Origin of the sequence: Candidatus Methanoperedens sp. BLZ2 (genome assembly GCF_002487355.1) — an archaeon.
Lineage (GTDB): Archaea > Halobacteriota > Methanosarcinia > Methanosarcinales > Methanoperedenaceae > Methanoperedens.
Genome location: NZ_NTMG01000038.1, coordinates 25,545 through 37,176, shown reverse-complemented (window position 1 = coordinate 37,176; position 11,632 = coordinate 25,545). Strand labels below are relative to the sequence as shown.

General features: G+C 41.5%; 15 protein-coding genes. 10 read left to right on the top strand and 5 right to left on the bottom strand.

The features are described 5' to 3' along the window. Positions 1-842: hypothetical protein (locus tag CL181_RS06400; protein WP_217993108.1), on the bottom strand; the 842-nt coding region annotated here is incomplete at its 3' end. Positions 843-986: 144 nt separating this feature from the next. Between CL181_RS06400 and CL181_RS06395 the strand changes: the two genes are divergently transcribed. Both CL181_RS06395 and CL181_RS06390 read left to right on the top strand, forming a co-directional pair. Further along, positions 987-2,225: a YcaO-related McrA-glycine thioamidation protein gene (locus tag CL181_RS06395; protein WP_097298473.1), complete on the top strand. Its 1,239-nt coding sequence runs from the start codon at positions 987-989 to the stop codon at positions 2,223-2,225. Continuing rightward, a complete protein-coding gene (locus CL181_RS06390; RefSeq protein WP_097298472.1) occupies positions 2,222-2,872 on the top strand; it encodes a TfuA-related McrA-glycine thioamidation protein in 651 nt (216 codons plus the stop codon). The genes CL181_RS06395 and CL181_RS06390 overlap by 4 nt, the downstream gene beginning before the upstream one ends. A gap of 18 nt (positions 2,873-2,890) precedes the next feature. Here CL181_RS06390 and CL181_RS06385 read toward each other — a convergent pair whose 3' ends face one another. Next, positions 2,891-3,175 carry a GYD domain-containing protein gene (locus CL181_RS06385; RefSeq protein ID WP_097298475.1) on the bottom strand — a complete coding sequence of 95 codons (285 nt, stop codon included), beginning with the start codon at positions 3,173-3,175 and terminating at the stop codon, positions 2,891-2,893. Between the two features lie 248 nt (positions 3,176-3,423). Here CL181_RS06385 and psmB point away from each other — a divergent pair, with 248 nt between their 5' ends. The 3 genes from psmB (at position 3,424) to CL181_RS06370 (ending at position 6,454) form a co-directional block, all read left to right on the top strand. Beyond that, the gene (gene psmB, locus CL181_RS06380) at positions 3,424-4,056 is read left to right on the top strand and encodes an archaeal proteasome endopeptidase complex subunit beta (protein WP_097298471.1); all 633 of its coding nucleotides are present in this window, start codon (positions 3,424-3,426) and stop codon (positions 4,054-4,056) included. Between the two features lie 59 nt (positions 4,057-4,115). Then, entirely contained in the window at positions 4,116-6,029 is a 1,914-nt protein-coding gene (locus CL181_RS06375) for a beta-CASP ribonuclease aCPSF1 (RefSeq protein ID WP_097298470.1), read from the top strand. A 227-nt stretch (positions 6,030-6,256) separates the two neighbouring features. Continuing rightward, positions 6,257-6,454, top strand: a complete 198-nt coding sequence (locus CL181_RS06370) for a hypothetical protein (protein ID WP_097298469.1) — start codon at positions 6,257-6,259, stop codon at positions 6,452-6,454. Positions 6,455-6,464: 10 nt separating this feature from the next. Here CL181_RS06370 and CL181_RS06365 read toward each other — a convergent pair whose 3' ends face one another. Continuing rightward, entirely contained in the window at positions 6,465-6,728 is a 264-nt protein-coding gene (locus CL181_RS06365) for a winged helix-turn-helix domain-containing protein (RefSeq protein ID WP_217993107.1), read from the bottom strand. A 195-nt stretch (positions 6,729-6,923) separates the two neighbouring features. Between CL181_RS06365 and CL181_RS20205 the strand changes: the two genes are divergently transcribed. After that, the gene (locus CL181_RS20205; RefSeq protein ID WP_176505097.1) at positions 6,924-7,061 is read left to right on the top strand and encodes a hypothetical protein; all 138 of its coding nucleotides are present in this window, start codon (positions 6,924-6,926) and stop codon (positions 7,059-7,061) included. Positions 7,062-7,063: 2 nt separating this feature from the next. On the opposite strand, the gene dph5 is transcribed toward CL181_RS20205, so the two are convergent. Beyond that, a complete protein-coding gene (dph5, locus tag CL181_RS06360; protein WP_097298467.1) occupies positions 7,064-7,852 on the bottom strand; it encodes a diphthine synthase in 789 nt (262 codons plus the stop codon). Positions 7,853-7,929: 77 nt separating this feature from the next. On the opposite strand from dph5, the gene CL181_RS21095 reads away from it, so the two are divergent. The 4 genes from CL181_RS21095 (at position 7,930) to CL181_RS06345 (ending at position 10,566) form a co-directional block, all read left to right on the top strand. Beyond that, on the top strand, positions 7,930-8,055 hold the full coding sequence (locus CL181_RS21095) for a hypothetical protein (protein WP_255251454.1): 126 nt from the start codon (positions 7,930-7,932) through the stop codon (positions 8,053-8,055). A gap of 32 nt (positions 8,056-8,087) precedes the next feature. After that, positions 8,088-9,050, top strand: a complete 963-nt coding sequence (locus CL181_RS06355) for a class I SAM-dependent methyltransferase family protein (protein WP_097298466.1) — start codon at positions 8,088-8,090, stop codon at positions 9,048-9,050. 586 nt (positions 9,051-9,636) lie between these two features. Continuing rightward, a complete protein-coding gene (locus CL181_RS06350) occupies positions 9,637-9,894 on the top strand; it encodes a DUF308 domain-containing protein (protein ID WP_097298465.1) in 258 nt (85 codons plus the stop codon). Between the two features lie 81 nt (positions 9,895-9,975). Then, positions 9,976-10,566 carry a DUF6448 family protein gene (locus CL181_RS06345; protein ID WP_097298474.1) on the top strand — a complete coding sequence of 197 codons (591 nt, stop codon included), beginning with the start codon at positions 9,976-9,978 and terminating at the stop codon, positions 10,564-10,566. 139 nt (positions 10,567-10,705) lie between these two features. Here CL181_RS06345 and CL181_RS06340 read toward each other — a convergent pair whose 3' ends face one another. Beyond that, positions 10,706-11,599 (bottom strand): class 1 fructose-bisphosphatase, encoded by an 894-nt coding sequence (locus CL181_RS06340; protein WP_097298464.1) that lies wholly within the window; start codon positions 11,597-11,599, stop codon positions 10,706-10,708. Positions 11,600-11,632: the final 33 nt, after the last annotated feature.

Below are 11,632 nucleotides of genomic sequence, written 5' to 3'. Positions count from 1 at the left end.
TTAAGGATCAGGGAAAGGTGCGAGTTGTTAACGATGTTAAGGGGTGTTTCTTTTCCATATTGCATATACCCGCGGCCCCATGTGTATGCCATTGCAAACGCAGTTGTCTCTGTCATCACTGCATTTGTCCCGTTAACTCTTATTTCGTATTCCTCGGTGAGATCATGCAAAAGCGGATATCGCGATGTGATAAGTGTTTCCACAATTGCGTTCTCGCTTAAAAGTTCTGATTTCATATCAAGATCATTAAGATGAATCCTTACGGGTATGGATACTTTCCAGTATGTTTCATAACCATTTCCATTCTTTCCAGGTTCAAATAGCGGCGGACGTATAGTCCTGTTGAGTTTTGTTCTTATCGGGGTAATGGTTATTTTTTCCCATGAATCAGGATGTTCCACGTTCACCGAGTATCCGCCGTATGTGAAAGTATCGTACATGTAGTTTGATACCATATACTCATCAAATGTGGAATTTGTCATGGCTCGCGCCCAATTAATGTTGAATTTATAAGTGTCATCGTTTGTGCCGTTGTAGTACTGGCTTGTGTTATCAGGGTTGATAACAGGTGTTTCTCCAAGTTTCTTGAGTGCTTCCATAGCCGCATAGTTTAAAGCACGTTTCAGGTCTGCCTTTGCATATGCCAGCACCTGGTCCGGTGCTGATATTTCAATATTTGATGACATGGTCTTTGCCATTTTTATATCCATGCGTGTGAGGTTGAGTGAGATGATGGTGGACAGGATCACGAGGAATATGCCGATAACAACGAAGGGAACACGGGCTGAGTCATCGCGGAGGAAACGGGTTTTCGCGGTCCTGGTGTTGTTTTTTAGATGCATGCCAGTCTTCGCAGAGGAACTGAAATAGGGATAAGGTTTATGGTTTGAAATCTGATTTACATTGAAGAAATCCATGCCCTACTTTTTTATATTACGAAAACGTACTGAGGATTTACGTAACCCTTATCAAATCAGAATGAAAAAATGAGCGCTATAAAAATAGATCCGAATATCAAATATCTTGAAGGCACACAGCGCGTATTTGACCCTGAAACCACACTGGCAAATACTATGAAGCTTCTCCCGAAGATAGGCGTGACCCGAATTGCAAATATCACTGATCTTGACCGCGTTGGTATACCCGTTTTCTCGGCTATCAGGCCAAGCGCAGCCGCAGGCGCAATATCCATATACTCCGGAAAAGGCTCAACAGAAACAAATGCAAGGATATCTGCGATAATGGAAAGTTTTGAGCGCTGCCTTGCTGAGCAGCCTGAGGTAAGCGTAAATCTCAGTGGCGTCAAGCTGCAAACAGAGACGGTTACAGATACATACGAGTCACTATGCGAGAGCTATCCCACACTATACCCTGATGCTCTTCTTCTTCCTCAGCGTGTTGCTGAATTCACAAAACTTGAATGGATCATGGGGGATGACATTTTAAACGATGTTGAAGTCTTCGTTCCCGCAAATGCGGTTTTCCATCCCTATGAGCCCCGGGGCGGGAACAAGCTGTTCCGGAGCAATACCAACGGCCTTGCTTCAGGAAATACAATAGAGGAAGCGATACTTCATGGATTGCTTGAAGTTATAGAAAGGGATTCACTAAGTATATCTGAATACACCCGGAATCCCGGAAAAGAAATAGTGCTTACCGAAAAAGACGGGTTGAATTACACACTTAAAAGAAAACTGGAAGCTGCTGGCATTAATGTAAAGATCTGGCTGCTTGATTCTGATATTGACATCCCAACTGTCGTAACAGCGCTTGATGATGTAGTCCTTAAAGACCCGGCTCTTCTTGTTATGGGAGCTGGTTCGCATCTGACACCCGAAATTGCGGTCACAAGGGCGCTGACAGAAGCTGCGCAAAGCCGGGTCGTACAGATACACGGAGCGCGCGAGGATACTGACAGGGAACAGGTGGTAAGAACCTTTGGCTATGATCATATGAAACGGATGAACAGCTACTGGTATGAAGATCTTGATAAAGTCCATATGGATGAGCTGGAGGACATCTCAAATAATACGCCTGCTGCCAACATAAAAACAGTTTTAGAGCGGCTTGATACAATAGCTGATGGCGCAATAATCGTAAATCTTTCAAGAGGCGTTGATATCCCGGTAGTAAGGGCGATAATCCCGATGTTTGAACTTTATACGCTTGACCGTGAAAGAAAAGGGGACCGTATCAAGAAAAAGAAAAAGAGAGTGTCTAAATGAAGCCTGTGGTGTATACAGGAACGAGCATAAGCCACAGCGATGCAAGAAAAATACTGGATGCGGATTATCGTGCGCCTGTGAGGCGTCATGATCTCAGGCGTATTGTTACTCTTGCATCACCCCCGGAAATAATCGGGATAATTGACGGTGTTTTTTTTGATAATGCGGCAGTAGCTCACCGGGAAATAATTGAAGCCTTAAAAAGTGGAATAATCGTTGTCGGAGGGGGAAGTATGGGAGCACTTAGAGCTTCTGAGCTTGAAACCTATGGCATGATCGGTGTAGGAAAAGTTTTTGAGATGTACAGGAACGGGGTCATTGAATCGGACGATGAGGTTGCTGTGACTTTTGATGCAGGATCAAATGAAGCGCTTTCTGTTCCGCTTGTTAATATCAGGATGACAGTTGAGGCTGCAAAAAATGCGGGAGTTATAGACCCGGTACAGGCAGCTGCTATCATTGGGGTCGCCCGGAAGTTATTCTATCCTGACAGGAATTACCAGAATGTCGTATTCGAAAGTGAGAAAAATGGAATTATCTCAGGAATTGAAAAGAAAAAATTACTTGACTTTATTAAACTGAATGAAATTGATATAAAATATCAGGATGCCATTCTCGTTCTGGAAAAAATTAAAGAATTAATCTGAATAAGACGATTCTTCAATTTATTTGAACGATTCTATTAACTCGTCAATGGGAATTACTTTGTAAGTTGCTGTCTTTATGCTGCCGCGGGAAGCAATTTCGATTACAGCCTTCATGACATTGTCATCATTTTCTGCTTCAACTATGGATATGAAATCAAAATTACCCAGGACAGCGTATTGATCTGTTACATTCACCCCCATATCTTTAAGTTCCTTATTTACTTCTTTTATCCTGCCAGGATTCTTCTTTAAAGTCCTTGCCCCTTCGTCTGTAAGGTTTGATATTATTACATATTTAGACACAATATTCCTCCATTCCTTGTATTCCATTCTTCTGTCATTCTATATATATCTTTTTTTTCAATTATATGCAAAACCTGGTTCCAGACAATTTTCAATTTTGATTTTAATTTATTTAAAAAGTATTTATAATTAATTTGATTTTTTCCTGGGATTTGGCCATTTCGGGCAATAACCTTTTTATACCCCTAAACAGATTATATAATGCTAATTTTCTCATTTTTTGTGATGAGGTTTAAGAGGTATTTAAAATGGATAATATGGAATATAAAGGAACTACCACGATAGGGTTGGTTTGCGATGAGGGTGTAGTATTTGCCACTGAGAAAAGAGCTACGATGGGACATTTTATTGCAAGTAAGGATGCAAAGAAAGTCTATCAGATTGATGATTTCGTGGCAATGACCACAGCAGGCTCTGTAGGGGATGCTCAAAGACTTGTAAAATGGATGCAGGTTGAGTCAAAACTCTACAAAATGCGAAGAGAAGAACCCATGACTGTAAAGGGTATAGTAAGTTTACTGGCAAATATTTTGAGCGGTAATAGATATTACCCTTATTATGTCCAGCTTCTTGTTGGCGGGGTCGATAAAAATGGTCCCAGTATCTATTCCCTTGACGCTGTAGGCGGAATTATTGAAGAAAGAAAAGCTGTTTCAACAGGTTCAGGTTCACCAATGGCATACGGTGTTCTTGAAGACAGGTATGCAGACAATATGCCCATTGATGATGGAGTTGAACTCGCAGTGCGTGCGCTGCATAATGCCATGAAGCGTGATTCAGCATCCGGTGATGGCATTAATGTCGTAAAGATTACTAAAAATGGATTTATGCAAGTGGAAGATAGCGTAGTTAAGAAAATACGTGACACACTTACAACATAATTTATATTTTATTTTTAACATACTTAGGATATTTAGGGTTTTTTAGAAGGAAAACAATAATGACAGTTGAAGAAGTATTAAATGATTTGAAAAAGAAAATAAAAGCGCAGCTTCCCAAGGATATCACGATCTCTGATGTGGATTTTGAGGGGCCTGAACTTGTTATTTATACTGAAGAGCCACGAAAATTCGCTGATGACGGAGATCTTATCAAGGGTCTTGCCAAGGAACTGAGAAAACGTCTTGTTGTAAGGCCTGATCCGAAAGTCCTTGCACAGCCTGAAGAAGCGATCACTGCAATTGCAAAGATCGTTTCAGCAGAATCCGGAATTTCAAATCATTTTTTTGATGTGGACACTGGTGAGGTTGTAATTGAAGCGGAGAAACCCGGACTTGTCATAGGAAGGCATGGCGAGACACTTCGTGAGATCACAAAAGAGATCGGATGGACACCAAAGGTGGTCCGTACACCTCCTATGAAATCCACGACCGTGAACAATATCCGCCAGTTTATGCGTGCCAACAAGGAAGAGCGCAAATCCCTTCTTAAAACCATAGGCAGAAAGATCCACCGCGGCGTTTCATCCAAGGATAAATGGGTACGACTGACCACTCTGGGCGCCTGCCGTGAAGTAGGACGCAGCTGTTTTTTGCTTTCGACTCCTGAAACAAGGATCTTAATAGACTGCGGTGTAAACGTTGGCGGTGACGATAATGGCTCACCCTACCTGTATGTGCCTGAGGTACATCCTATAAGTCAGATAGATGCAGTGGTTCTTACCCATGCACATCTCGATCATATCGGACTTGTTCCATTATTGTATAAATATGGTTTCGAAGGACCGGTTTATTGCACACCTCCCACGAGAGACCTGATGGCTTTACTTCAGCTGGATTATATTGATGTTGCGGCCCGTGAGGGCAAGAAAAGCCCATACGAATCGGTTATGATCCGTGAAGTTCTCAAACATACCATAACATTGAATTATGGGGATGTCACAGATATCGGTCCGGACATGAAATTGACATTCCATAACGCGGGTCACATCCTTGGTTCTTCTGTCGCTCATTTCCATGTCGGGGATGGCCTGTATAATATAGCTTTTACAGGCGATTTCAAATATGAGAAAACACGCCTGTTCGATCCTGCTATCAATGATTTCCCGCGAGTAGAAACAATAGTCATGGAAGCGACTTATGGCGGGTCAAGAGATATGCAGCCTTCAAGAAAAGATGCTGAACGGCATTTGCAGGAAATAGCCAAAGAAACCCTTGAGAATGGCGGGAATCTCCTGATACCTACATTCGCTGTAGGAAGGAGCCAGGAAGTCATGATAGTGCTTGAGGAAGCAATCCGGAAAGGAATAATCCCCGAAGTACCGGTCTATCTTGACGGCATGATATATGAAGCTACAGCAATTCATACAACTCACCCGGAATATTTGAACAATGAACTGAGAAACCAGATTTTCCATAAAGGTATGAACCCATTCCTTGCAAAATGTTTTGTCCAGGTCGATTCAAAAGAAAAGCGGCAGAAAATCCTGGACGACCGCGAACCCTGTATAGTTCTTGCTACATCAGGCATGATGAACGGCGGCCCTGTCATGGAATATTTGAAGGCATTCGGACCGGAAGAAAAGAATAAGCTTGTTTTTGTAGGTTACCAGGCTGAAGGTACGCTTGGCAGACGCATCCAGAAAGGCTGGAAGGAAATTCCCATGCACGCAGCCGGAGGAAGAACCGAAACCGTTAAGATCAACATGAATATTGATACAGTTGATGGATTCTCAGGTCATTCTGACAGGATGCAGCTTATGGAATATATCAGGAAAATGAGACCAAGACCTGAACATGTCCTTACCCAGCATGGTGACGAAAAGAACTGCATGGATCTTGCCAGTTCAATCTACCGGAAATTCAAGGTTGAGACCAGGGCGCCAATGAATCTGGAAACGATAAGGCTTGCTTAATCGCTGGAAAGGCCATATTGAAGTAGAAATAAAATAACGACACAAATTTGTGTTATAAGGGTGCTGCATTCCCTCCGGAATCCAGAAACCACCAGAGGGTCAGCTCATCACCCTTCTATTTATTAGTGCTACTTTATTCACACAATACTATTTATCAGTGCTACTAAATAACAAGATTATAAGGAAAAACGGGTTGGAAATAAGATTGGTGGATAGGAAATGGGTTTATGTTAAGAACGCGGCAAGAAAGGGTGGAATTATTAAAAGCTGGCATTTTTGGGAAAACAATAGAGAGGCTATACATAACATATAATAATTTTATAATAGTGGGCAATCCCATTTTTTATGAGCTGGTTGAAATTAATACAGAGAAAATTAAGGATATCGCCATAAGCCAGGAAGCAACCGCTGAGTTAAGTTTGTAGAACTCATAAGTCATAGAACGATGTTAATTTTATCCCATATTTGATTGAAATCATCCAAATTTGCCTTTAAAATTTGGGAAAGAAAATATATTTTACCATATTTGTTGCCTTTTGTTGTGATTATTCCATTTTTTGCAAGGACATCAAGATGGTGCCTGATAGTTTTATAATCTATATTCAAAGCCTCAGCTAATTGATTTGCATTATACGGTTTATCAATAAGGTGCTTCAGGATAAATCCACGGGTATGTCCACCTCGTGTTCCTGCAAACATTTGCCAAAATAGCCTATTCAACGACACTCAAACCCCAATAAGAGAAAATTTCTCATATATACTCCCTGTTGATAACTATGCTCTGCAAAATAATAAAGCTTATCAGGGCGGTTAAACAGAAAACGTGTTCCGAAAAGTCCAACAGACTCAAATTTTGGATGGATTTATATACTTTCAACAACGAAAATGTATACCATGGCAATGTCTAAAAAGATTATGGAAAGAAAAGAACGTGATCGCAAGGAAAAAATAACCGAACTTGAAAAAATGGCAGCATCCGGCAGCGGTGAAGCCAAAAAGAAACTTGCCAAAGAAAAAAGGAAATTGAAATAATCCTATATTAAAATATCCGGGGGAGCGCCGCACAATTTCACAAGTGCCTCAGCCTCGATAAAGTGGAGGCTGGCAGGAATCAGGAGTGTGTGCAGCGGACCTCCAAAGTCATATTCTTTTATTTTTTCAAGATAATCCGAATGAACCACTGGTGATGGGGAACCGGCGCGTGCAATACCGATAGCAAGAGCATTTACAAGCACGCCTTCACCCCGTCTTTCTTCCATTTCTAGAAGAAGGGAGACAGCTTTTCTAATATCCATAAAGCCTTTTTCCCGGTCAATATCAAGAAAAACAATAGTATGCAGGTCATTTTTCCTGTTCATTTTTATCGTATCATACGGAGCTTCGGATATGATCGTCTTTTCATTCCTGGTATAAGGGAATGGGATCGTGGTGGATTTCCCGAACCTGTAATTTTGAAGGCCGCTTAATCCCGAAACTGCTGAATAGATGGAGGGAGCATGGATGATCGCAGATTCGATGCCAAGATCTTTTGCACGTAAGCGAAGATCAATATGCGTGGTCGCAACCATAGCATCGCCTCCGCTTAAGAATACCACATTTTCCTTAATTGCCCGTGATAACCAGACGGGTTCCAGCTCAACTTCCTCCCGTGAAAGTATGATCAACTTCTTTCCATAGAATTTTTCAATTTTTTCTATGGAAGTACCAATAAGATTTGACGTATAGAATTCAGCATAGACTGCATCAGCTTTTTTTACAGCATCAAATCCTTTTACAGTTATATCTTTTTCATCATATAGCCCAAGTCCGATAAATGTAAGCATAATTCTTTATATGGAATCCATTATTTGTAAGTCTTGCCATAGAAAACTATAAAAATTAAGTACGCTTTATTAAAGCGATGGAAACAGGTCAAAATCTAAAAGATATAGGTCTCACAATAGGAAGTATCCTGGGATATATTGCTATCCTTGCTGGAATCATAATGACTATTTTGCTACTTGAAACAGTTTTTTTGGCGAAATAATTTAAACGATATTCCTCGTGAAACCAGAAATTATGGAATCCCTGTGTATCAGGGTACCAAAGACCGAAGGTGAATTGTCAAGGAAGAAATTAATCGAGCTTTGTCTCCTTGACAATAACTTAAAAATTAAATCAGATGCGGCATACTTGTTAATTCCGGTTTTAAAGCCGATCGAAGGATTGGGGATTCTGGAAAAAGATGTATTTGAAATTGCACAGCATGAAAATCCATTGACTCAAGTTCCTGGAGCTTATGAGTTAATAGGGAATATTGCTATCATTGACCAGCATGAAGAAAATGCACCGGAAATTGCAAAAGTCCTTTTGCAGCATAAGAATATAAAAACAATATTCCAGGCAACAAGTGCCGTTTGCGGAGAATACCGAACCCGTGAGCTTTTATTTATCGCCGGTGAACAACAGACTGAGACAATATACAGGGAAAACGGATGCAGATACCTTCTTGATGTTACACAGGTATATTTTACGCCACGATTGTCAACTGAAAGGATAAGGATAGCGGACAGTGTGAAAAATGGCGATAAAGTTGTTGATATGTTCGCAGGCATCGGGCCTTTTAGCATCCTGATTGCGAAAAGATTTCCCGGAGCGCATGTGATCGCTGTTGATAAGAATCCTGTGGCAATAAAATATCTCAGGGAAAATGTCCGGCTTAATAAGCTTAAGAATATCGAGATAAGGGAAGGTGATGCAAGGCATGCAGTCAAAGGAATTTCGGATGCAGACCACGTTATTATGAACCTTCCACACAGCGGATTAGAGTTTATTGATAGCGCTTTTGGGATAATTAAAAAAGGCGGGGTAATACATTTTTATGCAATTTCGCATGAAGATGATCTATTTGAGGGGTTGATCAGGGAAATTGAAGCACATGCAAATAAATCAGGTCTCGCTGTGTGTTCCATTGACCGCAGGATCGTCAGGCCGTATGCGCCATACCAGTATAATGTTTGCATTGATCTTCAAGTCTTATAGGATTTTGGGAGAGAAATATTAGGCATGATGCAACTTCCCGTCACGGATATCTAAGCATAATCACCAAAAATTGGAACGGTCACGTTTAATGCTATTTTCTATAAGCTTGAGTATACCCATGATTTAATACTATTTGACCATCGTAGAGTTTCGCATGCACGCCCTGCCAGCTTATCTTAAAATCAAGACAATGATAATCGCTGCCCTTGGATGCAACGCTGCATGGGTATAGTGGATGGGGTTATGTATGTATTAACGAATTGAACTTAAGCCAACCATCATATGGACGCTGGATGAAAAGGAAAGGAGACGCATCTACACAGAGGTTATCAAAAGCGCGTCTGGAGCTATTCCTGAAGAGGTACATATTATGAAAGATAAAATGTTGGGTGCTTTATCATGTTTCTTTCTCGTTTGTAATAGGATATGAATGGGCGCGATACACAGGTAAGAACAGATTCGAGGCCGGGTTAATTATGTTTCTCATCGGTTTGATTATCGTCGGAATTACCATTGCTCTTGGGGGTTAAATATAAATCAGATGAGCATAGAATGTTATATAAACATAAAAAGGGGGTGACTTAATATGGTTGAAATGAGAGAAGAGATGGAAGAAGATGTGCAGTTACCAGGGTGGATGCGTGCACTGGCTATAATCGTTGGCATTATCACAATAATAGCGGCTGTTGTAGCTATTATCAATCCATTAATTGCATTACGCACACTGGTAATACTTTTCTCGGTCTCATTGCTTTTTATAGGCATAGATCGGCTTGCAACTGGAATATCGGGAAAGCCGTATAGACTCGTAGCACATAGAAGAGCAAGAGCAGCAACTGCCTGAAACTGGAATGCGAAGAAAAGAGAAAAACGAAACACGTAAAACATGCAACACTATAAGGAGAGTAAATCAGGGGGAAATATTATGAAAAGTAAGAGATATATAACTTCAATAGTTATACTGTCTGCCCTATTCGTAGTTGCAGGGTCTAATGTGGCTTCTGCGCACTGTGACACCATGGACGGACCTGTTGTTAAAGCCGCCCGGGACGCACTGGAGAGCGGGAACGTAAACCTGGTACTTGTCTGGGTACAGGAGAAGGACGCAAATGAGATAATAGCCACCTTTAATAAGACACGTGATGTCAGGCAGCTCAGCCCTGAGGCAAAAGAACTTGCAGACTACTGGTTCTTTGAGACGCTGGTTCGACTTCACCGTGCTGGAGAAGGTGCGCCCTATACAGGTCTCAAGCCTGCGGGGAGCGAGCAAAGCCCTGCTGTTCCAGCCGCAGATAAGGCGCTCGAGGACGAAAAGCTGAACCCGCTGCTAAAGTTCCTGACGGATGCTATTGAGAATGGTACCACAGAGCAATACAATGGCGTCATAGAGCGAAAGAACTATGATGTCAATGACATAGAGGCTGGACGGGACTACGTAAGGCACTATGTAGAATATGTGCACTATGTAGAGTGGCTCTACGAAAATGCCACGGAAACGTCTGAAGGACATTATTAGGCTGAAACGAAAAGACAATACCGGGCAATTATAGCCTTTTCAGGCAGCAGGGGCATAGAACACGGATTACACGGATTCTCACGGATACCTGTGATATGTGCGTATCCGTGTCATCAATGTTCTTTCACAACAGCTCTGGTTAAATTTCATTCATATACCTGTTAATCAAACCGATCTCTTTTTTTCCGCCCGCATAGATCGGAGTAATATAATCAATTACATCCGGCTTGATAGACAGGATATCTATTTTCCCGTTACTTACCGCACCGCCTGCTTCCGTTATTATCTTCCCCATCGGGTTTGCTTCAAAAAGCAGCCGCAGCTTTCCTTTTTCCTTCCCTTTAATGCCGGGATATGTGAACATTCCGCCCTTGTGGAGTATCTGGTGCATGTCAGCCACAAAAGAGCCGCTGAATCGCAGTTTATAACCATCCTTTTCAAGGATTTCGATAAATCTGGCATGCGCTGGCAGGTAATCCTTGCGAAGAGCCCCTGGCGCATATATTTTCCCATCAGGCATCTTAATATTTTCTGCTGTCAGGTGGAAATCGCCTTTTTCATCCATTACAAAATCATGTACACCATTTCCTGTTGTAAAAGTAAGCGTTGTAAGGGGACCATATAGAATATACATAGCAGCGATCATGTTTTTACCCATATCAAGAACAGTCCCCGGATAAATGCCGATAATTGTCCCGACAGCAAGATTCACATCGATCAGTGAAGAACCATCAAGAGGATCAATGACAACCCCGAACTGGTTCTTCGGATTATCGATTTCAATGATCCCGGGCTGCTCTTCTGTTGCAATATAGCGCACCAGCCTGGTTTTCTTCAATCCGTTTATGAGGACATCGTCTGCCCATTTATCAAGAGCCATCTGCTCTTCGCCATATATATTATGTGTGCCAGCTTTATTCTGGCTTTTCAGGAATCCGCTCTTTATTGTTTGTCCATTTTCGGCAAAAAAAAGTATCAATTCTGATAATTTAGGATCAGTATTATTCCGGGAAAGAAAATCTTTAAGGTTCATACTCTCACAGTCTCATTTTTTAGTTATTCTGAT

Excerpts from the sequence above, each read along its gene's own strand:
- CL181_RS06395 (WP_097298473.1), top strand. The coding sequence starts at position 987 with ATGAGCGCTATAAAAATAGATCCGAATATCAAATATCTTGAAGGCACA.
- CL181_RS06390 (WP_097298472.1), top strand. The coding sequence starts at position 2,222 with ATGAAGCCTGTGGTGTATACAGGAACGAGCATAAGCCACAGCGATGCA.
- psmB (WP_097298471.1), top strand. The coding sequence starts at position 3,424 with ATGGATAATATGGAATATAAAGGAACTACCACGATAGGGTTGGTTTGC.
- CL181_RS06375 (WP_097298470.1), top strand. The coding sequence starts at position 4,116 with ATGACAGTTGAAGAAGTATTAAATGATTTGAAAAAGAAAATAAAAGCG.
- CL181_RS06370 (WP_097298469.1), top strand. The coding sequence starts at position 6,257 with ATGTTAAGAACGCGGCAAGAAAGGGTGGAATTATTAAAAGCTGGCATT.
- CL181_RS06365 (WP_217993107.1), bottom strand. The coding sequence starts at position 6,728 with ATGTTTGCAGGAACACGAGGTGGACATACCCGTGGATTTATCCTGAAG.
- CL181_RS20205 (WP_176505097.1), top strand. The coding sequence starts at position 6,924 with ATGGCAATGTCTAAAAAGATTATGGAAAGAAAAGAACGTGATCGCAAG.
- dph5 (WP_097298467.1), bottom strand. The coding sequence starts at position 7,852 with ATGCTTACATTTATCGGACTTGGGCTATATGATGAAAAAGATATAACT.
- CL181_RS21095 (WP_255251454.1), top strand. The coding sequence starts at position 7,930 with ATGGAAACAGGTCAAAATCTAAAAGATATAGGTCTCACAATAGGAAGT.
- CL181_RS06355 (WP_097298466.1), top strand. The coding sequence starts at position 8,088 with ATGGAATCCCTGTGTATCAGGGTACCAAAGACCGAAGGTGAATTGTCA.
- CL181_RS06350 (WP_097298465.1), top strand. The coding sequence starts at position 9,637 with ATGGTTGAAATGAGAGAAGAGATGGAAGAAGATGTGCAGTTACCAGGG.
- CL181_RS06345 (WP_097298474.1), top strand. The coding sequence starts at position 9,976 with ATGAAAAGTAAGAGATATATAACTTCAATAGTTATACTGTCTGCCCTA.
- CL181_RS06340 (WP_097298464.1), bottom strand. The coding sequence starts at position 11,599 with ATGAACCTTAAAGATTTTCTTTCCCGGAATAATACTGATCCTAAATTA.